The organism is Pseudanabaena sp. SR411, assembly GCF_002251945.1.
Taxonomy (GTDB): domain Bacteria; phylum Cyanobacteriota; class Cyanobacteriia; order Pseudanabaenales; family Pseudanabaenaceae; genus Pseudanabaena.
Window position 1 is genome coordinate 1 of sequence record NZ_NDHW01000129.1, and the last position, 21143, is coordinate 21143.

The 21143-nt window shown below is 43.4% G+C and carries 21 protein-coding genes and 1 pseudogene; 12 read left to right on the top strand and 10 right to left on the bottom strand.

Annotated elements, in window-relative coordinates; translation table 11 throughout:
• Positions 1–291 precede the first annotated feature (291 nt).
• Both B9G53_RS13580 and B9G53_RS27420 read left to right on the top strand, forming a co-directional pair.
• Positions 292–1632, top strand: coding sequence for a ferric reductase-like transmembrane domain-containing protein (locus B9G53_RS13580; RefSeq protein WP_176453211.1), 1341 nt, complete (start codon positions 292–294; stop codon positions 1630–1632).
• Between the two features lie 20 nt (positions 1633–1652).
• Positions 1653–1793, top strand: coding sequence for a hypothetical protein (locus tag B9G53_RS27420; protein WP_176453212.1), 141 nt, complete (start codon positions 1653–1655; stop codon positions 1791–1793).
• 173 nt (positions 1794–1966) lie between these two features.
• Here B9G53_RS27420 and B9G53_RS29080 read toward each other — a convergent pair.
• Positions 1967–2056 (bottom strand): annotated as a pseudogene (locus B9G53_RS29080) (bifunctional adenosylcobinamide kinase/adenosylcobinamide-phosphate guanylyltransferase); the annotation flags it as partial.
• 85 nt (positions 2057–2141) lie between these two features.
• Positions 2142–3323, bottom strand: a complete 1182-nt coding sequence (gene lpxB / locus B9G53_RS13585) for a lipid-A-disaccharide synthase (RefSeq protein WP_176453213.1) — start codon at positions 3321–3323, stop codon at positions 2142–2144.
• A gap of 189 nt (positions 3324–3512) precedes the next feature.
• Between lpxB and rpmI the strand changes: the two genes are divergently transcribed.
• From rpmI to B9G53_RS13600, 3 genes are all read left to right on the top strand, one after another.
• Positions 3513–3710, top strand: a complete 198-nt coding sequence (rpmI, locus tag B9G53_RS13590; protein ID WP_009625755.1) for a 50S ribosomal protein L35 — start codon at positions 3513–3515, stop codon at positions 3708–3710.
• 72 nt (positions 3711–3782) lie between these two features.
• Positions 3783–4136, top strand: coding sequence for a 50S ribosomal protein L20 (rplT, locus tag B9G53_RS13595; protein WP_094533164.1), 354 nt, complete (start codon positions 3783–3785; stop codon positions 4134–4136).
• A 71-nt stretch (positions 4137–4207) separates the two neighbouring features.
• Positions 4208–5035: a transporter substrate-binding domain-containing protein gene (locus B9G53_RS13600; protein WP_094533166.1), complete on the top strand. Its 828-nt coding sequence runs from the start codon at positions 4208–4210 to the stop codon at positions 5033–5035.
• Between the two features lie 33 nt (positions 5036–5068).
• Here the strand turns inward: B9G53_RS13600 and B9G53_RS13605 are convergent, their stop codons facing one another.
• Positions 5069–5959 (bottom strand): vitamin K epoxide reductase family protein, encoded by an 891-nt coding sequence (locus tag B9G53_RS13605; protein ID WP_094533168.1) that lies wholly within the window; start codon positions 5957–5959, stop codon positions 5069–5071.
• 166 nt (positions 5960–6125) lie between these two features.
• The gene (btpA, locus tag B9G53_RS13610) at positions 6126–6992 is read right to left on the bottom strand and encodes a photosystem I biogenesis protein BtpA (protein ID WP_094533198.1); all 867 of its coding nucleotides are present in this window, start codon (positions 6990–6992) and stop codon (positions 6126–6128) included.
• A gap of 204 nt (positions 6993–7196) precedes the next feature.
• Here btpA and B9G53_RS13615 point away from each other — a divergent pair, with 204 nt between their 5' ends.
• Complete coding sequence (locus B9G53_RS13615) at positions 7197–8456, top strand: lipid-A-disaccharide synthase (RefSeq protein WP_094533170.1); 1260 nt, start codon at positions 7197–7199, stop codon at positions 8454–8456.
• A gap of 63 nt (positions 8457–8519) precedes the next feature.
• Here B9G53_RS13615 and msrA read toward each other — a convergent pair whose 3' ends face one another.
• The 5 genes from msrA to B9G53_RS13640 form a co-directional block, all read right to left on the bottom strand.
• Positions 8520–9176 carry a peptide-methionine (S)-S-oxide reductase MsrA gene (gene msrA, locus B9G53_RS13620; RefSeq protein ID WP_094533172.1) on the bottom strand — a complete coding sequence of 219 codons (657 nt, stop codon included), beginning with the start codon at positions 9174–9176 and terminating at the stop codon, positions 8520–8522.
• A gap of 66 nt (positions 9177–9242) precedes the next feature.
• Positions 9243–9536: a DUF1816 domain-containing protein gene (locus B9G53_RS13625; protein ID WP_094533173.1), complete on the bottom strand. Its 294-nt coding sequence runs from the start codon at positions 9534–9536 to the stop codon at positions 9243–9245.
• 149 nt (positions 9537–9685) lie between these two features.
• Complete coding sequence (gene rlmB, locus B9G53_RS13630; protein WP_094533175.1) at positions 9686–11218, bottom strand: 23S rRNA (guanosine(2251)-2'-O)-methyltransferase RlmB; 1533 nt, start codon at positions 11216–11218, stop codon at positions 9686–9688.
• Positions 11215–11610: a Mini-ribonuclease 3 gene (locus tag B9G53_RS13635; RefSeq protein ID WP_094533177.1), complete on the bottom strand. Its 396-nt coding sequence runs from the start codon at positions 11608–11610 to the stop codon at positions 11215–11217. Before B9G53_RS13635 ends, rlmB begins: the two co-directional genes overlap by 4 nt.
• A gap of 459 nt (positions 11611–12069) precedes the next feature.
• Positions 12070–12510 (bottom strand): STAS domain-containing protein, encoded by a 441-nt coding sequence (locus B9G53_RS13640; protein ID WP_254923653.1) that lies wholly within the window; start codon positions 12508–12510, stop codon positions 12070–12072.
• A gap of 94 nt (positions 12511–12604) precedes the next feature.
• On the opposite strand from B9G53_RS13640, the gene gatA reads away from it, so the two are divergent.
• Entirely contained in the window at positions 12605–14065 is a 1461-nt protein-coding gene (gene gatA, locus B9G53_RS13645) for an Asp-tRNA(Asn)/Glu-tRNA(Gln) amidotransferase subunit GatA (protein WP_094533179.1), read from the top strand.
• 69 nt (positions 14066–14134) lie between these two features.
• Here the strand turns inward: gatA and B9G53_RS13650 are convergent, their stop codons facing one another.
• Positions 14135–15424: a glucose-1-phosphate adenylyltransferase gene (locus tag B9G53_RS13650; protein WP_094533181.1), complete on the bottom strand. Its 1290-nt coding sequence runs from the start codon at positions 15422–15424 to the stop codon at positions 14135–14137.
• A 222-nt stretch (positions 15425–15646) separates the two neighbouring features.
• Between B9G53_RS13650 and B9G53_RS13655 the strand changes: the two genes are divergently transcribed.
• From B9G53_RS13655 to B9G53_RS13680, 5 genes are all read left to right on the top strand, one after another.
• Complete coding sequence (locus tag B9G53_RS13655; RefSeq protein ID WP_094533184.1) at positions 15647–16972, top strand: hypothetical protein; 1326 nt, start codon at positions 15647–15649, stop codon at positions 16970–16972.
• A 310-nt stretch (positions 16973–17282) separates the two neighbouring features.
• On the top strand, positions 17283–18494 hold the full coding sequence (locus B9G53_RS13660) for a DUF2252 domain-containing protein (RefSeq protein WP_094533186.1): 1212 nt from the start codon (positions 17283–17285) through the stop codon (positions 18492–18494).
• Positions 18495–18515: 21 nt separating this feature from the next.
• Complete coding sequence (locus B9G53_RS13665) at positions 18516–18821, top strand: hypothetical protein (protein WP_094533188.1); 306 nt, start codon at positions 18516–18518, stop codon at positions 18819–18821.
• Between the two features lie 256 nt (positions 18822–19077).
• On the top strand, positions 19078–20046 hold the full coding sequence (gene gshB / locus B9G53_RS13675) for a glutathione synthase (RefSeq protein ID WP_094533192.1): 969 nt from the start codon (positions 19078–19080) through the stop codon (positions 20044–20046).
• A gap of 158 nt (positions 20047–20204) precedes the next feature.
• The gene (locus B9G53_RS13680; protein ID WP_094533202.1) at positions 20205–21140 is read left to right on the top strand and encodes a DUF1517 domain-containing protein; all 936 of its coding nucleotides are present in this window, start codon (positions 20205–20207) and stop codon (positions 21138–21140) included.
• The last annotated feature ends 3 nt before the right edge of the window (positions 21141–21143 follow it).

The window sequence follows — 21143 nt, forward strand, 5'->3', positions numbered from 1 at the left end:
CTAATACCTAATCCTAAATATTCTCCTTTTCATTCTCTTGGATTTGCTCAGTTCTCCATTCTCTGGGTTGCTTCTTCCTGCTCTTTTTCTGATTTTCTTAATCAACTTAGTCTAGACTCCAGTGCCTTAACGCAATGCAAAGTATCCAAAACTTAACTCAATGCAAATTACCTGTGGGCTAAGATCCGCTAAAACAAGTTGCATAAGTTACATTTTGTTCCTCGACCCATCGCGAAACCCAAAGAACATGAATCGACTTGATCAATCGACTGGAAAAGTAAGGAGGTCGAAATGCAACGATTATTGATTAAAAGCCCAGTCGCAGTGGCTGCCTTCTGGATTGCTGTTTATCTGGCGATCGCCCTGCTGCCTCTTTTTGTCTTACTCTTATACCCTCCCGCTTTGACTGGACGCGGCTTTTGGACGGAGTTTTCAGTTGCACTGGGGTTTGTGGGGTTGGCAATGTTAGCTCTTCAGTTTGCTATCACCGCCCGAATCAATCGGATTGAGGCATCTTACGGGGTTGATATCATCCTGCAATTCCATCGCTATATATCTCTAGTGGCTTTCGCCCTGATCCTGATTCATCCTTTGATTCTCTTTATTAATCAACCCGAAACGTTAAAGTTACTGAATATATTTGAGGCTCCGTGGCGAGCCAAATTTGCTGTGATTGGCACTCTAGCACTGATAATACTGGTTGTGACCTCAATTTGGCGGCAGCGCCTCAACATTCCCTATGAGCTATGGCGTACGAGTCACGGTATTCTGGCAGTGGTAGCGGTGACCTTGGGTTTAGCCCATGGTCTGGGAGTCAGCTATTATCTGGGACTGTTCTGGAAACATCTGTTGTGGAGTGCGATCGCCCTAAGCGCTTTATGGTTGCTGATTTATGTCCGCCTCGTCAAACCTTGGATAATGACCAAACGCCCCTACTTCGTAGAAGAGGTCATTCCTCAGAGGGGAAACGTGTGGACTCTAGCTATTCGTCCGAAAGGACATAAGGGATTTCGATTTCAACCTGGACAGTTTGCTTGGATCACCCTCGACATTTCGCCCTTTCGGATGCGCGAACATCCCTTTTCCATGTCTTCGAGTGGCGACCACCCTGAACGTTTGGAATTTACCATCAAAGCTCTAGGAGACTTTACTCAAACCATTAAGGATATTAAGTTAGGGACAAAGGCTTATCTTGATGGTCCTTACGGTGTGTTTACAAGCGATCGCTACTGGGATGCTGCTGGATTTGTACTCATTGCAGGTGGGATAGGCATCACCCCAATGATGAGTATGCTGGTTACTGCCATTGAGAGGAGAGATGATCGACCGTACTTACTCATTTATGCCAACAAAAGCTGGGAAGATATGACTTTCCGCGAGGAATTAGATGGTCTCATTGACTCCATAGATCTCATGATCATTTATGTGTTGCGTCAGCCTTCCGAAGACTGGACAGGCGAAACTGGCTATGTCGATAAAGCCCTGTTACAAAAATACATTCCTATTCATCGTGGTAGCCGACAATATTTTGTCTGTGCTGCTCCAGTTATGATGGAGCAAGTTGAAGAAGCGCTTCATGATTTAGAAGTGCCTATAACCAATATCCAAATGGAACACTTCAATCTAGTTTAGTTCTTAACTATGGACAGCTTATGCGATACGTCATTATGATTCAAATCGTTGGTATTATGGCTTTGATTTTACTTGGATCTGCCGCAATGTTTGCGTGGTTGCAAAATCGATCTTTCCAAGAACCTCCAGAGCTAGAAAAGACTTCTTTATTAAGTAATTGATTTCACCTATCAAATATATAACTGTCTACGAAGTTGAATACAGAGCTTTGCGCTGACTTAAAACCCAGAAAGGTTTTTGAGTGTCAATAATTGTTTGCTTTTGCGATCGCCTAGAAATCACGACTCACAGTAATAGCGATCCCTGTGCTGTTTGGTAAAAATCTATGAGAAAGTCAGAGTAATCTTTCGCCAATTTGCTTGAGATTAACAGCATAGCCGCCTGTGACTAGATAGACAGCATCAGCGATCGCACCAATTTTGCGAATGAAACCATCAAGGCGATCGCCTTGAATTTACGACTCACAGTAATAGCGATCGCCTTTGATTTAATGAACATTGAAATGGATTCTATAGATAATCAAGAATCGAATCAGCAACGCGGTTAATCGCTCCTTTCTCTCCCAAACTTTCCCTTACTCTGATATATCCATCGAGCATAGTTTGCCTTGCTTGAGGATTGATTAATAGTTCTAAAGCAGATTCCGCGATCGCTTCTGGAATCGCTGAATCTTGGACAAACTCAGGCACGACTGATTCCATATTGACCAAATTTACTGGCGAAATAAATGGTAATTTTAGCTTGATAATATTGCGGGCAATCCAAGCCGTAATCGCACTGACACGATATAAAATTACCTGTGGCACATTGAGAAGAGCCGTCTCTAGATTGACTGTTCCAGATTTGCTCAGTACCAAGTCAGCAGCACTAATCGCAATTTGTGACTGAGCCGAAATAATCGTAGCTTTGATGTCGTATTCTTTAAGCAACTTCTCAACTTCGGGGCGATAGCGCTCTAGGGATAGCGGCAACCAAAATTTGACATGAGGTAACTTGTTTTGGATGATCTTCGCTGCTTTGAGAATAATTGGCATCACCGATCGCAGTTCTTGAGTTCGAGAAGCGGGAAGTAAAGTTACCACCAAGTCATCAGCGGCAATGCCAAGTTGTTTACGAGATTCAACGCGATCGGGAATCTTTGCCATCAGATCTACAAAAGGATGTCCGACCCATTGCACATTTGTGCCTTGCTTCTCGTAATAAACTGCTTCTTGAGGGAAAATCGCTAATAACTTATCGGTAAAAGCGGCGATCGCCTTAGTATTTTTGTCATTAAAAGACCACACCCATTCTTGAGGTGCGATGTAATAGATGACAGGAATCTTTAAAGTACGCTTGGCATAATAGCCAATGCCTTGATTAGGCATCATGTAATCAATTAACACCGCTACATCGGGAGGAGAAGTCTTCAACCATTTTTTTGCATCTCGCTGCACCTTAAGTGTTGGCAAAATATAGGGCAGGGCTTCAACTGCGCCAATGGAACCAATACCAACTGTATTGCCGAGGATTCTCGCTCCTGTTGCGGCCATGCGATCGCCACCAAGCCCGACGATCTCTAATTCGATATTTCTAAGGACGGCTCGCTCACGTAGAGCTTCAATCAAAATTGCCCCATGCCAGTCGCCTGAAACTTCCCCTGTACTGATAAACACACGGCGTTTGATCTTAATTTCTGAACTAGATTCCATACTTAAGTTGTAAGAGCAGGTTGTGCCATAGAGTTCGACTGAAACCGATTTTAGAGTTTTCTGTGCCTACGGCACAGAAAACTCTAAAATCAGTTTTAAATGATAATTATTTGAATTGCGTACTAAATGCAATATATGGCATTACCTTATGGTACACTCGTAAAGGTCAAAAATTTGGACTAGAAAGAAGTGCCTAAGCTCAAAACTCGTAAATCTGCCGCCAAGCGATTCAAGGTGACGGGTAGCGGCAAGTTTGCTCGCCGCCACGCTGGTCGCAACCACCTACTAGAGCATAAGCCTACTGTTCGTAAGAGCAGATTGGGTCAGATGGCTATAGTTGATGAGACTGATAATGACAGAGTAAGCGCAATGATGCCTTACGCCTAAGAGCTTTTTACAGGGTGCTTTGCATCCTGTAAAAAAATTAAATAAAAAACAAATCACGATAATAACGAAGCCATGACGAGAGTAAAACGCGGTAACGTAGCTAGAAAGCGCCGCAACAAAGTACTAAAATTAGCCAAGGGCTTTCGCGGATCGCACTCTAAGCTGTTCCGCACTGCTAACCAGCAGGTAATGAAAGCTCTGCGTAATGCTTACCGCGATCGCCGCAAGAAGAAGCGCGATTTCCGTAGCCTCTGGATTACCCGCATTAATGCTGCGGCTCGCCAACAAGGTTTGAGCTATAGCAAGTTCGCAGGACTGCTCAAGAAAGCAAATATCGACATCAATCGTAAGATGCTTTCTCAAATTGCCATTCTCGATCCCCAAGCATTTACGGCGATCGTCGAAAAAGCAAAAGCTGTCGTATAAACCAAAAAAATAAAAAAGCGGCGCATCGCGCCGCTTTTTTATTTGGTTTTGGAGATTTTTCAGGAGGTTATGTGAGAAAAGCTCAAAGTAATACTTTTGCCGTAACAACGCTCGCCATGATCGCTTTATTTACTGGCGGAAATTATCTCAAGGTGATTCAGCCCGATCATTTGGCGATCGCTGCTGAAACCAACTCAGCCATTACCCCAGACATAAATACTCTGGATAAAATTAAAAAACGTGGCAAGTTAGTTATTGGGGTCAAAGATAATTTGTATCCCTTAGGATTTCGCGATCGCAGTGGTAACTTAGCAGGACTAGAAATTGATATTGCGCGTGAGTTAGCCAAAGAGCTAGATTTCCCCGTTGAATTAGTGCCACTAAAAAATCGCGATCGCCTTTCCGCATTACAAACCAATCAAATTGATTTAGCGATCGCCCAAATTACAGTGACCAATAATCGTTCGCGGCTGATAGATTTTTCATTGCCCTATTACACCGATAGCACTATTGCCATCGCTAAGCGCGGCACAACTTTTCAAGAACTAAGCCAACCTTCAGCGATTGGGGTACTCAAAAATTCGGCAGCGATCGCGGTGATTCAATCGCAATTCCCCAAGGCGGCGATCATTGGCGCTAATTCTTATCAAGACGGTTTAAATGCATTGCAATTGGGCAAAGTCAAAGCTTTTGTGGGCGATCGCACTAGCCTCACCCAATTGCTTAGAGAGCATCCTGATTTTGCAATCATTGGGCAACCCCTTGCCGTGCATAGTTTAGCGATCGCTTTGCCACGAGGGTTGCAACATTTAGATTTACGCGATCGGGTATTTGATATTGTTGAAAAATGGCGTAAAAATGGCTGGCTCAAAGAACGAGCAAATTTTTGGGGCTTATAAAAAAAGAGAGTGCTTTGCACTCTCTTTTTTTATTTAGTTACGAGCGCCTGTATAGCCAGACTCATTCGCTAACTCATCTAAACTTCGTTCACCAGAAAGTAACTTGCCATTAATCTCCCAAGTGGGAAATCCCTTAATTCCTTTTTGTTGACATAGGGCAGTTTGTGGATTGACACCTTTAGCATCACACTCAACATAGGGAATTAACTTCTGGGCTTCACCAAACTTTCTCTTTTGATTTTCACAATGTGAACACCAAAAAGCACCATACATTTTCGCATTGGTTGCAGTTAAGTGCTGAGCCAAACGCCCTGCAAACGAGTTACTCTGAGCCGCGAGTTTGCCTTGGCTAGCGTAAACACCAAGAGTTGCGGTAAGAGTGACGATCGCCACGATCGCACCTGTAAAGAAAAGATTGCCAACATCTTTCCAAGCATAGCCAAATACCGTGAGCAACCAAATTGTGGTCATGGTGGCGGCTGAGGAAATGCAATAGAGACAGACCTGCGGCTGTCCGCCGATACTGCCCGAGGCAAGTAGATACATCAGGTATCCACTAAACACAAATGTTGCCGAAGAAACCATGAACATCAAGAAGTTGGCTAATTCCTTGAGTTGCGCTTGCGCCTTGGGATCATCTTTTTTTAATATCAATGGCAGTCCTGCCAAAAGTCCTAAGGTGAGATAGCCTAAAGCGCCAAAAATCGTTAGTGGGATTCCAAAAATCTTGGCATACTCACTGCTCAGAACCAAATCACAGCCACTGCCTTGGACATCACAAAGGGCGACTTTTTGACCAAAGAAGTGAGTTACGGTCAAATAAGTTGTAAGGGAAAAGCCAAATAGAGTCAAAGCGACGATCGCAGGGCGCGACCACCGATGCAACCAAGGCTCAGAGCGTTTTCTTGTAGCTGTTCCTGACAATTTTTTACCTACCTGTTAATAGATTTATAATACCAATTCACAAAAGTGTCGTCACACTTTTGTGAATTAAAAACAAAACCCAGTAGGGGTTTTCTAAACACAAAATAGAGTAGCCATATTATGTTTTTGGTACAACTAGAGGTGCGATGCACCGTTAGTTTTTATTTTATCCAATCGATACTGGAGGCGATCGCAATATTTCCTGTTCAGCAATATGCTTATTTTTTTTATTGGCAATATCTAACCGTACCGCATCGACAAAACGACTGACTCGAATTGGATCGATCGCCTGTTGAATCTGACCATTACGCTTTAACGAGCTAGAGACAATCACACCATCAGCATATTCCATCAACTGCGGTACGTTATCCCATGTTGCACCAGATCCCACAAATAGGGGCGTATTACCACAAGCAAGTTTTGCTTCCTTGAGATCCTCTGATGTTGGTGCATGTCCTGTCGCCCATCCCGACAAAATTACGGCATCAGCAAGTCCACGATGGACAGTATCGTGAACTGCGGCAGCAATCTGCGGAACTGAAATAGGCTGAGCGTGCTTTACCAAAACATCAGCAAAGATTTTTACATCTGAGCCTAGTTCACGGCGATAACGGAGGAGCTTGTATGCATCCCCTTCGATAATGCCTTGATCCGTTGCCATTACGCCCATGAGGACATTGACGCGAATAAACTTTGCACCGACACAGGAAGCGATCGCTAAGGCACTATGACCATCATTCCGTAACACATTAATGCCAACGGGAATGCCAACCATCTGCTTGACACGATGCACAATCAGACTCATGGAACTGACCACCGCAGGATCAACACGATCTTTGGTAAACGGAGCATCAAAAAAATTCTCTACGATAATTCCATGCACTCCGCCTGCGGCAAGTGCAGTTGCTTCCTGTTCGGCTCGATCAATAACCTCTTTAAGGCTGCTCCCCCAACGCGGCGAAGTAGGCAACGGCAAAAGATGAATGACCCCGATTACGGGTTTTGGTGTATCAAATAAACTACTTAAATCCACATGCGTGACGCTTATAAAAAACTTGAGTAAAAAATTGGGGTAAAAAGCTTCGTTACTAGCTTTTAATTTAACTCGATCATGAGTGCATAATTTTATCGTGAATTCGATCCCGCCATTCCAATTTCTAGCAATCAACCCATAAAGTAGAGAGGGCGCGAATTTCTCTGTCTACCCTTACAAGTTTATTAACCAAGTTTATTAACTATGATTAACAATCCTCAACCTACCAATATTTTCACAGATATTTTAATTCTGTCGAATGGACCTGGGGAGTTAACAACATGGGTATATCCTTTTCTCAAGGCTTTGGAAATCGAGCAGCAGCGATCGCCTGAAATCCTAGCGAAAATCCGCATCTCGATCTCCCTCTCACCTTGCCAGAACGCCAGTGGAAGGGAGGTACAACTCGCCCAAAGCTTTCCTAATGTCGAGCGGGTATTGCCACAGGAGCAGTTCTTTGATTTTTTGCTATGGGGCCGAACCCCTAACTGGGAATGGGCGAAACAAGGGATTGTGATTTTTCTGGGTGGGGATCAATTTTTTGCGGTAGCGATCGCCAAGCGTCTAGGTTACAAAACTTTAATCTATGCAGAATGGGAGGCAAGATGGTATCGCTGGGCTGATTTATTCGCTGTGCGTAATCAAGCGATCGCCGACAAGATCCCAGCAGAATTTCGTCAAAAAACAACAGTAATCGGAGATTTGATGGTTGATCGGGTAGAAACAAAGTTACTAAGTGAGTCTGGCTCTACCTTGCGAATTTGCTTTATGCCGGGTTCCAAAGGACATAAATTACAGATCGGTGTGCCTCTAGTGGTGGCGATCGCCGATATCCTCAAGCAAAAGCGTCCTGAACTGGAATTAGTAATTGCCCTAGCCCCAACAACTACCCCAGAGACTCTAGCTCAGTATGCTCAAAATAGTTTTCCTACAGCCGATAGTAAAGCGGCAACTGCAACTTTGATCGATGAGAATTTGGTAACCGCCAAAGGCACAGTCATTAAGATGCATCGCGAATTCCCAGCTCATGATCTCATCCAAAGCAGTCAACTTTGTATCACGACCGTTGGGGCAAATACCGCCGAGCTAGCAGCACTCAATCAACCCATGATTGTCCTATTACCCACTAATTTTGTAGATATGAAGGTGGGATGGGACGGAATTTTAGGTTTACTTGCTACTGCCCCTGTGTTCGGTAAATTTCTCAGGGTTTTAATTAATTCCATCCTGATAGCCCAAATTCAAAAAAAAGGTCAATTATTAGCTTGGCCGAATATTTGGGCAGGTGCAGCGATCGTGCCAGAACTTTTGGGGGATTTGACTCCAACCCAAGTTGCCACGGAAATCTTGTTTTATCTTGATCACCCCGATGAACTAGATAAAATGCGCGATCGTCTAAAACAAGTATGTGGACAAGTAGGAGCAGCTACAAAGCTGGCGGAAATGGTGATAAAAACTCTTTGAAAAAATGAAGTGCCGCACTTCAGGAATAAAAAAGCCTCGCAATGCGAGGCTTTTTTTAGGGTTTTAGCTAACTGCGACAGTAGGCGGATAACAAACGTTAGTGCCACCTAGCCCGCAGTATCCACCTGGATTCTTGGCAAGATACTGCTGATGGTAGCCCTCAGCATAATAAAACTCATCTGCATCACGAATTTCTGTCGTAATGCCCTGCTTCATCCCTGAAGCTTTGAGTGCATCCTGATATACCTCGCGTGATTCCTCAGCAAGTTTGCGTTGGACATCGTTGTACACATAAATACCTGAACGATACTGTGTACCCTTATCATTGCCCTGCTGCATTCCTTGGGTAGGGTTATGGGATTCCCAAAAAACTTTGAGCAAATCACCATAACTAATCACCTTGGGATCGTACACAACTAGTACAACTTCATTGTGTCCTGTCATGCCCGAACAAACTTCCTCGTAGGTTGGGTTAGGAGTTAGTCCTGCGGCATAACCCACAGCCGTTACATAGATTCCCTTTTGTTGCCAAAACTTACGCTCTGCTCCCCAAAAACAGCCTAAGCCAAAAACAGCCGTTTCCATACCTTCGGGAAAAGGTGGCTTCAGTGCGTTCCCATTTACAAAATGGTGAGACGCTGTAGGAATTGCCGAAGTTCTTCCTGGAAGTGCTTCAGGTTTAGTTGGAAGTGTTAACTTTTTGCCAAGTCCAAATAACATATATGTATTTATCTCACTAAAAATTTGGGGCTTTAGCCCCTAGTCTAATTCATAGATTTAGTGGTTTTAGGATTGACCGCTAAATACAAGAAAACGGTCAAACTTAAAATCCAGTGAATCATCATAAACAGTCAGGTTCTCAGGCTTACAGCGCTTTATTGTAATACCAAGCCCCTTAGAACCTTCTGCTTCCAAATCTTCGATATAACCGACCTTGGCAGATTCAGCCTCAGCCTCGCTCGTAAAAGGACCAAAGTAATAAGTGCAATGAGGTGAATCGGTAACAATTTCGATCCACACAGCCAAACCAAATGTTTCGAGAATTGATGTGAAAATGTTCTTAAACAAATTACCACCCATGATTTTACATAGCTAAAGTGAATGGTTTTAGTCAGTGATAAAGACTTAGATTTAAGACTTTTCCTATATCTTTAATGTAACTCAAAAAATAGGAAAGCCTTTTATCTACATCTTTTCTTCCATAAGTTTATATAACTTAAAACATGGTGTTAAGACAAATTGTTCAGGTTTAACGTATTCACCCAACGTTGTCTGAAAATCTCATACAGAGCCATTCCTGTGGCAACTGACGCATTCAAGCTTTCCACTTTTCCATCTAAAGGTATAGAAACGAGAAAGTCACAGTTTTTTTGAACGGAGAGACTCAATCCTTCATCTTCTGATCCAATCACCAAAGCGATCGCCCCTGAGAATTTGGCTTTGTGAATAGGTTCGCTTGTCCCTGCCATGGTTCCATAAACCCAGAAACCCGCTTCCTTGATTTTTTCAAGGGCGCGATTGAGATTAACAACACGAGCGACGGGCAAAATTTCTAACGTACCTGCGGCGACTTTGGCAACGGTAGCCGTAATTCCTGCTGCACGACGCTGGGGAATTACTAAGGCTTGCGCTCCGAGAGCAGCAGTACTGCGGATAATTGCTCCCAAATTATGGGGATCAGTGATACCGTCTGCGATCACAATGACAGGATTAGCCGATTTTTCTTTAGCTTTGATAATCAACTCATCAAGATCAGCATATTCGTATGCAGAAACTTGAACGGCGATACCTTGGTGTCTACCATTGTCTGTAATGCGATCCAGTCTTGTATTATCGACTTCATCGACGACTGCTCCCGCAGCCTTAGCTTCGTCAATCAGTGGTAAAAAATCTGGTGCATAACGCAATCTTGCCGTTACCCAAACTCGATTAATGCTGCGATCGCTTTGTAATACTGCTTCAACAGCGTGGCGACCATACACAATGTCAGGATTTTCAGGATTATGAACGGGTGGCACAATTCCTAGTTCACCATCGGGATCAACATTGCGCGAGACGGGTGGCAAAGAGCGGCGCTCAAAGTTGGGAACTTTGTGATCGCCGAAGTTGCGATCACGGTCAAATTTGCGATCACCAAAGTTACGATCAGGGCGATCGCCGAAATTACGATCGCTGCCACGATCAGAACGTTCAGTGCGATCGCTACGTTCAAACTTTTTATCGCCGAACTTTTTATCGCCGAACTTCTTGTCACCAAACTTTTTATCGCCAAATTTCTTCTCGGCGAATTTGTCGCCAAACTTTTTGCCGATGGGCTTGTCAAACTTGCGCTCAAATCTCGGTTCAGATGATGAGTCACTGCGCTTTTCAAAGGGCTTATCAAAATTCTTCTCAGGACGACGATCTGCGTATTTGTCTGATTTACCAGCGTATCCTGAATATTTAGAAGAGTCAGATCGGCTGTCGGAACGCTTGTCAAAATTTCTATCTGTGTTTCTATCTGACGACTTGTAAGGCTTATCAGATTTATAAGGTTTGTCAAAGGATCTCGCAGGTTTTTCTGGACGGCTATCGGAACGACTGTCAGAGCGTTTGTCGCTATATTTGCCCGTGCTGCGATCAGATCGGCTGTCAGAGCGATTATCAGATCGCTTATCAGAATATTTATCAAAGGACTTCTCGGAGCGTTTCTCGTAACTCCTCTCTCCGTCTCGGTCAGAATTCTTGTCGGATTTAGATTTTAGTCTGGGTTGCGTTGTCATGGCGGCGCTGGGTTGTCGATGTGGCTAAGTAGCTGTGTGAAAATTTGGTCAAGGCGATCGCGATCGGTTAAGTAAAGATAACCAATCAAAGCTTCAAATCCTGTGGCATTTTGGTAAATCTTGGGATCAACTTTACGTGGTGTAGATCCAGCAGCATTGCGTCCACGTCTTACTAGAGCGGACTCAAAGTCTGTGAGATCGATTTTTTCGAGAAGTCTTGCTTGTTGCTCGGCTCTTACTTGACTAACTACGAGTTGGTGATACTGTTTTGCGGTGCGTGGCGGGAGTAAATAATGCAACCGCATTTGCATTTCATAAACAGCATCTCCAATATAGGCGAGAGCCGAGGCTGGAATCTCAGCAATATTGTTAACTGTTGGACTAAGAGACATTACGAAAGAATGCCATTACAGAATAATTAGGTTAATTAGTTTGTATGTAGAGAAAATGTTTAGACAATCAACATTTGCATTTATTTCAGACAAGTATGGGCAGACGGAGCCTGCCCATACTTGTTTATAAATTTTATCTCATTCACATCATACAGCAGTTTTCTATCAAAAGAACCACAAGAAATTTTCAAGAGCGTTGTGAAACAATGTTCTTGAAAATTTCTTGATTCAGTTTTGAGCGCAAGGCGCTGTAATTTAGTTTTGACTAAATTATGACCATATCAAAGCCAGTAGAGTTATTAATCTCATGTCAAAGCAAAACTCAAGTTTGGAAAATTTACCCCGCTTAATTTTTCTGAAAATTTAATGTAAAGTCTGGCTCAAGTGATTAGCTGATTTAAACCTAAGTTATTAGGTTGAATTTTTAGATTAATTGATCGTGAGAGCAATTGACTTTGATTAACTTTTTTTAGTCTGGTCAAGCTTGGCTAGAGCTTCATCAATTGATGTTTGTAGTGATAGGAACTGATCTAGTCGAACCAATTTGACAGTTTGGGTGACTCTAGCGTTGGTAATAATCTGGAGTGTGCCACTCAAAGTTTGAGTTTTTTTTGCCATTTGCACTAAAACCCCAAGTCCAGAGCTATCGACAAAATCAATGGTTGACAGATCTAGTATCACGTTGGTAGGACCATCTTCGACGCATTTGCCAATGACCTTTTTAAAGGCTGGCTCAGAAAAAGCGTCTAGAAGACCTGTGAGGCGGATCAATTGATAGGTGTCCTTGACTTCGCGGCTGCCTCGTAAACTCACAGTCAGGGTTAGCGGTTCAGGAATAATGACCTCCAAGCGGTGCGAACGTACCTTAATTTGCGGATATATTGTATTTGCTTTCTCCACACTTGTCCAGAAAATTGTTAAATTACCCTATCGTTAGCATTAGCTAGTTTGGTTTTATAATTGGGACTCTGCCCAATAACCCATCAGCTTGTTTATGTCATCGATCGCCCAAATTCGTCAAACCTTAATTAATAAAGAGCGATCAGCAACCGAAATTGCTCAAGAGTTTTTAGATCGCATTGATCGGTTAGAGACAAAATTACATAGTTTTGTGACTGTTACGCCCGAAGTGGCGATCGCCCAAGCAAAAGTCATCGATGCCGCGATCGCCGCAGGAGAAAATTTACCAGCATTAGCAGGTATTCCCCTAGGCATGAAAGACAATATGTGTGTCAAGGGGATGCCCACTACTTGCGGCTCCAATATGCTGAAAAATTTTGTCCCACCCTACGAAGCGACAATTACGGCAAAATTGCGATCGGCTGGGGCTGTCATGGTCGGCAAAACCAACCTTGATGAGTTTGCGATGGGTAGTTCTACCGAAAACTCAGCGATCGCGCTCACAGCTAATCCTTGGAATACGGATTATGTGCCTGGTGGCTCATCGGGTGGCTCAGCAGCAGCCGTCTCTAGTGGTGAATGTGTAATTGCTACGGGTTCAGATACGGGTGGCTCAATTCGTCAACCTGCTTCCTATTGTGGTGTCGTTGGATTAAAGCCTACCTATGGACTAGTTTCCAGATTTGGGCTAGTTGCTTTTGCTTCATCATTGGATCAAATAGGACCCTTTGCCAACTCTGTTGAAGATGCAGCTATATTTTTAGGAGCGATCGCAGGTTACGATCCTAAGGATTCCACTAGCATTAACATCGAAGTCCCTGACTACGCGGCTTTACTAACCCCAGATTTAACTCAGTCCCTCAAGGGTAAAAAAATTGGTGTAATCACCGAAACCTTTGGCGAAGGTTTAGATAGTGAAGTGGAAGTTGCGGTCAGAAAAGCGATCGCTCATTTTGAGACTATGGGTGCAGAAGTCTATGAAATATCCTGTCCTCGTTTTCGCTATGGACTGCCCACTTATTACATCATTGCGCCTTCAGAAGCTTCAGCCAATCTTGCTCGATATGATGGCGTAAAGTATGGCTTCCGTGATCAGGAGGCTGAGAACTTGCTGAGTATGTATGAAAATACTCGTGAACAAGGCTTTGGTGCGGAAGTAAAACGGCGGATTATGATTGGGACATATGTTCTATCGGCTGGTTATTATGACGCTTATTATCTCAAAGCGCAAAAAGTCAGAACTCTGATCGTTCAAGATTTCCAAAAAGCTTTTGAGCAAGTTGATGTTTTAGTTTGTCCAACCGCACCTACTACTGCTTTTAAGGCAGGTAGTAAAACGGAAGATCCACTGGGAATGTATCTCTCTGATTTGATGACGATTCCTGTGAATTTGGCGGGGCTTCCAGGGATTAGTATCCCCTGTGGCTTTGATTCTAAAGGACTACCAATTGGCTTGCAAATGATCTCTAATGTCTTAAGAGAAGATGTGTTATTGCAAGTTGCCTACGGCTACGAGCAGTCAACGGAATGGCACAAGTGCCAGCCCTCTTTATAAACAACAAAAGCCTTGCTAAGCAAGGCTTTTGTTAATCAAAAATAAGCGGCACGAAGTGCCGCTTATTTTTTAGATGATGGTGTTATCTGGAATTACAGCATTTTTGACGACGACGACAATGCCATTACAGATGCAATAGCCTTGTTCTTCACGATTTACATCTTGAACTCGATCCTTGTTGATAATTTGCACGTTTTTGCCAATGCGAGCATTTTTATCGATGATTGCGTGGCGAATGATCGTATTTTCGCCAATGCCCATTGGCACTCTGCTGTTTTCGAGATCTGAGGCACGATCCTCTTCAGGTTGATAAAAATCACAACCCATCAGTAGTGTGTCTTCAATTGTGCAATTGGCTTCAATATGCATCCGAATCCCAACAACTGAGTTAGTAATTGTGGATTGGTTGAGGATACATCCTTCGCCAATAATTGAATCCTTGACTTTACTATCATGCACTTTGCTAGGGGGCAAGTAACGAGCGCGAGTGTAGATTGGTTTTTTGGTTTCGTAGAAATTAAAACCAGTGGCAGGATGGCGAGTTAGTTCAAGATTTGCTTGATAGAAAGACTCAATGGTTCCAATGTCTTCCCAATATCCCTTGTAAAGATAAGCCTGAACATTCAAATTGTGAATTGCATCAGGAATAATTTCTTTGCCAAAATCCGTGTGTTCAGGATTCTCGCTGAGCAGCTTTAACATAGCCTGCTTGTTAAATACATAGATTCCCATTGAAGCGATGAAAGGGTTCGCGATCGCGGAAGCTTGATCCAATCCGAGTTTTGTGGTGTCAACACGCATTCCCTCTAGAGCTTCACCTTTAGGCTTTTCTAGGAAGTTAATTACTTTACCAGTACTATCAGTTTTAAGTAAGCCAAAGGCTGAGGCTTTTTTCTGATCCACAGGTAATACTGATAAGGTAATATCTGCCCCAGTTTCGCGGTGATGTTGGACGAATTTTTCGTAGTCCATGTTGTATAGATGATCGCCAGAAAGGATCAAATATTCACTGACATCCCAAGACTCTAACAGCCATGCATAACGACGAACAGCGTCAGCAGTACCTTGAAACCAGTCTGGACTATCGGGGGTCTGCTGCGCGGCAAGAATTTCCACAAAGCCATCAGAATAGGATGCAGGTCGATAGGCTTGATTGACATGTCGATTAAGTGATGCGGAGTTAAACTGCGTCAGGATATAGATTTTTTCAATGCCTGAGTTGATACAGTTACTTACAGGAATGTCGATCAATCGATATTTGCCTGCTACGGGGACTGCGGGTTTAGCACGGGTCTTAGTGAGGGGATATAGTCGGCTTCCCTGTCCGCCGCCCAGAATGATAGCCAGTACGTTTTTCATAAATTATTCGGATTATCTTGGCTTTTTTATGTGCATATTTTTTCTGAATGCAAACATTGTCTATCTTTGCGGGGATCGTTGCAAGTAATGTAAGAACACAAACTTAAGAAGTGAGTGGCGGCACGAAGTGCCGCCACTCACTTCTTAAGTTTTCTAGGAACAATATGATCAATAAATATGTCTGGCAGGTTAAGGTTAAGCCTATGCGATTAGGGAGATTTTATGATGCTTGTCAAGACAACGCTGGCTAATTCATGTTTCACTTTACTGAGCTTGGGCGCGATCGCCTTTTCTGCCATCTCTTCACCACAGGCAGCTAGAGCCTCAGCACAACCGAGTTTAGACAGCCTTGTACAACAAGCTGCTTCCAAAGATCAAGCAACTTCCCAACAGGCGATCGCTAAGTTACGCGAATTTAAAAATGAGGGTGTAGATGCATTTTGGAATGCCTATCAAAAGGATTTGCCGAATAATCCACAATTACGGACAACTTTAGACGCAATTTGCCAGCAAAAGGACTGTGATGCCTCAAAGTTGTATTGGTACAAAGATTTAGAAGCGGCTAAGACTGCATCAAAAGAAACGGGTAAGCCGATTTTGTCTTTGCGTTTGTTGGGAAACCTTAATGATGAGCTAAGTTGTGCTAACAGTCGATTCTTCCGCACGGCGCTTTATCCTAATGCGGCAGTGTCGCAACTGCTGCGCGATCGCTTTATTTTGCACTGGCAGTCAGAGCGTCCTGTGCCTAAGGTGACGATTGATTTTGGGGATGGTCGCAAGCTAGAGCAAACTCTCACTGGCAATAGCATTCACTATGTTCTGGATAGTGAAGGTCGTCCAGTTGATGCGATTCCTGGGCTATATAGTCCTCAAGCTTTTATCGAGAATCTCAAGGACGCTGAGAGAGCAGTAAGCTCAGTTAGTAATCTTAATGGTGATTTAAACCTGAGACGAGAAGTTCTGATTAAATATCATCGCGATCGCTACGCTAAGTTAGAAAAAAACTGGCGCTCAGATCTCACTCGGTTGCGCTTACCAACACAACCATTACTGCCATTGGCTGTTACCGAACCCCAAGTTAGTGCAATATTGGCAAGTCGCTTAACCGTAGGAAAAATGATGGTTGAAATGCCAACGTTAAGCCGTACTACTGGTGAGACTCTGACTGAAGTTACGCCACCTTCCCCATTTGCCAAGCTCAGTGATGCTAATTGGGCAAGATTAGCAAGGCTTTACCAGAATCGTGTCTATCTCGATCAAGGTAGTCTGAATGTTATGCAGCGTAAACTATCACCAAGTGCCTCTATGTCCACAGTGGTGAGCGGCTTTGAACGGGCGATCGCGCAGGATACTGTTCGCAATGAGTATGTATTTCACGCGCAGATTCATAATTGGTTTGCCAATGGTGAATTTCTAAATAGTGATACTGCTACTTTAACGGCTCTCAATCGTCGTGTTTACGACGAACTCTTTCTCACCCCTGCCAGTGATCCTTGGCTAGGATTAGTAAATGAAAATGTTTATACAGGGCTTAGTAAAGTAAATTAACGTGATTACAGAATATAGCAGTACAAAAGATAGCTAGGACAAATCAAAAACCAAAAGATGAGTGGCGGCGCTTCGCGCCGCCACTCATCTTTTGGTTTTTATGTTCTAAGCAAAACTGACATTGCTATAAGCTCCAAAATTTTAAAATCAAAGAAGTAAAAGCCTCGCAAAGCGAGGCTTTTACTTCTTTGCTCCTAGAGAGAGTTTGCGCTGTGAACCCTTTCTAGGAGCCAGTTTGAAATTAACCCAAACTGGGGTTAAATTAATGTAGTCAACACGAAGTGTTGACTACATTAATTTGGGGATGTTTATGGCAAATCGAAATATTCGCGATCGCATTCAGCGTTTTAATCTCAGCCAACCACGAGATCCTGAATTGCTTAAGGACAAATATGCGGCGATGCGTGCAGACAAAGAAAATCCCTTTGTCTTTTTTCGAGCTACCTGTCATCTGTTTTATGAAGACTTGCCAATTAAATCTTGGTTAAAAAAAGCGCCTCTGGTCTGGATTTGTGGAGATCTTCATGTTGAAAATTTTGGCAATTACAAAGCGGATAATCGCCATGTTTATTTTGATGTCAATGATTTTGATGAAGCCGTACTAGCACCATGTACTTGGGAAATTGTGCGGTTATTGACCAGTATTTTTGTAGCTTCAGAAACCTTTGCCGTTAAGCCATCAGTTGCCGAAAGTCTCTGTCAGCAATTTCTCAATGCTTACACTCAGGCGATCGCTGAGGGCAAAGCCTATTGGATGGGTGCAGATATGGCTCCTCCAGTGATTGAAGCGATGCTTTGTCGCAAAACTCACGTCCAGCGTAAGGAACTTCTTGATGAGCGTACAGTTTTAGATAAGGATAAACAAAGGCGATCGCTAAAAATTGACAACAAAAAAGCAAAACCAATTTCTGAGCAACAAAGGAAGAAGGTAACCAAATTTATAGAATCCTTTGCATCTCAACAACCTAATCCTCAATTTTTCAAATTATTAGATGTTTCTCAACGTATTGCAGGCAAAGGAAGTTTGGGGATTGAACGCTATGTTTTGCTGGTAGAAGGTAAAGGCTCACCCGATGGTAATTATCTGCTCGATCTTAAAAAATCTCTTCCTTCTTCGCTGAATCCCTATGTGATTTGGGAACAACCAAAGTGGTCGAGTGAAGCTGATCGCATTGTTTCCATTCAGAAGCGATTTCAGGCTATGCCAACTGCTTTTTTGCATTCTGTGACTATTGGTAAAGATTCTTTTGTATTGCGAGAACTTCAGTCTACACAAAGTCCTACTGATCATTTGAAAATCGAGAAATGGGATGATAAGTTGTCAAAATCTGAGCAGTTAATGCAGTCTGTAGGGCAGATTGTGGCTTGGTCACATTTGCGAACTAGTGGACGACAAGGCTCAGCGATCGCCGATCAGTTAATTGATTTTGCGAGTAAAACAAAGTGGAAAACAGAACTGATGGAATATGCTAAGGTGTATAGCCAGCAAGTACATCAAGACTGGAAAGAATTTTGCAAATAAACGTTTAGGCAAGTCTAGAGTATGCGAGTTAAGATTGAGAACGAAGTTCTATTTATTCATCGAGATGATGTACCAAAGTACAACAAACAAGGTTCTATCGTCCGTAATAGTTACTTTTGGGCATTGAGATCGATCGCAGGTCGGGCTAACTCTCGATATGACTGGGAATTTGAATCGGAAGTATGGATTGCGTTGCAGAGAATGTTAATCTCTTTTGCGGAGTCAGGATATTTGCCCACCCGTGAAACTCAGTTAGAATTTGCACCTGAAGCAGATGAAATCCCCCAATTATTACGACTAGTTTCCACAGTTACTATTGATGAATAGAACCAAAACCAAGAAATTGTTTAAAAGTGTTGCGAAGCAACACTTTTAAACAATTTCTTGGTTTTGAGTGCAAAGCGCTTTACTAGTAGAGGCAATTCATGAATTGCCTCTACTTTTCGCATAAGTTTTGCTTAAACCCAAAAGATGAAGTGGTGGCGCTTCGCGCCACCACTTCATCTTTTGGGTTTTGATTTTCTTGCATTGCTATAAAACTGATAGATTGAGTGTTAAAAGCTCTAAAAATCAATAAAATCCCATGAAACTTGCCTTTATTATTGATCCGATCGCGAAACTCGATCCCGCCCATGACACTAGCATTGCTCTGATGGAAGCATCTTGTCGCAAGGGGTATGAAGTATTTATCACTAATATGAATACGCTCAGTGTCAAGGATGGCAAGGCTTGGGCTTTTTTACAACCTACTAAAATTTATCCTGTGCCACTAGTTGATGGTAAATGGCAAGTCCCAAATCCTTGGTATGAAGTTGCCGAGGGCAAATTTCAACCATTAGAAGCTATGCAATTTGTGTGGATGCGTCCCGATCCACCCGTCACCACAGAATATCTCTATGCCACCTATATTCTCGATTATGTGGATGCTAGCAAAACTACAGTTCTTAACTCTCCCCAAGGCATTCGTGCTGCTAACGAGAAAATGTACGCACTGCAATTTACCAAGGCAATTCCCAAAACAATTGTGACGGCTGATAAAGGGACAATTCGTGACTTTGTGGCGGCTGAGGGCAAGGCAGTGATGAAACCTCTCGGAGGCAAGGGTGGCGAGGGGATTTTGTTTTTGGAAGTAGGCGATCGCAATCTCAACTCCCTTATCGAAATCAGCACTAATATCGGCAAAACCCCTGTAATGGTGCAGGAATATCTGCCTGATGCACAAAAGGGTGACAAGCGGATTATTTTGCTAGATGGAGAACCAATTGGCGCAGTTAATCGCGTTCCCCAAACAGGAGAATTTCGTGGCAATATGGCAGCAGGGGGCAGTGCAGTTCAGGTCAATATTACCGATCGCGAACGGGAAATATGCACTCAACTTGCACCGACTCTAAAGCGTGATGGCTTAATGTTTGTGGGTATCGATGTTATCGGCGGCTACCTAACCGAAGTCAATGTTACCAGTCCAACAGGTGTGCGCGAAATTGATCGCCTTGATGGTGTGTCACTAGGCGATCGGGTAATGGATTGGTTAGCAACTAAAACCGATAGTTAGTAGCACGGCAAAGCCGCACCACTAACTATCGATTTTAGCGCCGCAGGTACTGAAAACTATGTGGCAGATCTTGACTAGGTTAGAATTGAGTTAGAACATCTATAGCAATTCTTTGAGAAATAGCCTTTTTGTCTATGAAGTTTTTTAGCCCAGAATTTATGAAAAAAGTTAAAACTCACGTCAAAGTCTGGACGCGATCGCTCGTCGTAATTTCCTTAGTTGCGATGACTATATTTGGCAATGCCCACGAAGCCTTTGCAAAGCGCTCAGGTGGTCGAATTGGCGGAAGCTCCTTCAAATCTGCCCCAAGTCGTTCGGCTCCATCAAATTCAGGATATAGCGGCAGCAACACCTACTATGGTGGCGGCGGTGGTGGATTCTTCTTCCTGCCCATGTTTTTTGGTGGTGGCGGCGGCGGACTGTTTACGATTCTATTATTGGTAATCGTTGCAGGCGCAATCATGCAAGCATTTCGCGGTAATGGTGATGGCGAAGGCATTACTGGCATGGGTAGCAAAGTTAGTGTTGCCAAAATCCAAGTTGGTCTACTCTCCTCCGCTCGATCGCTGCAACAAGAGTTAACCCGTCTCGCGCTTGAGTCGGACACCTCATCATCGGAAGGCTTAGCCACGGTCACCCGTGAAACAGCTATCTCTTTAATGCGTCATCCTGAATATTGGGTTTATGTAAGTAGCGCTAACGAAAATACCAAGTTTGCCCTTGCTGAACAAAAATTTAATAGTTTGGTGATGTCTGAGCGCAGCAAACTCAATGCCGAAGTCTTGAGCAATGTCGGTGGTCGGGTACTGCAAGGCAAAACTGCGGCAGCATTGCCTAGTGAAGGTAGTAGTGGGCTGGAAGATCCTAGCGAATATATTGTGGTGACACTTTTACTTGCTGTTGCTGGTGAAACTCTAAGTAAATTACCAACTTTGCGTTCTTCCGCAGATTTACAATCGGCACTATCTGTAATTGGCTCTGTGCCTACGGATAACCTGTTAGCTGTCGAAGTGTTATGGGAACCCCAATCTGAGGACTATACCCTCACTAACGATGAAGTTCTAACGATCTATCCCGATCTAGTCAGAATCTAGATA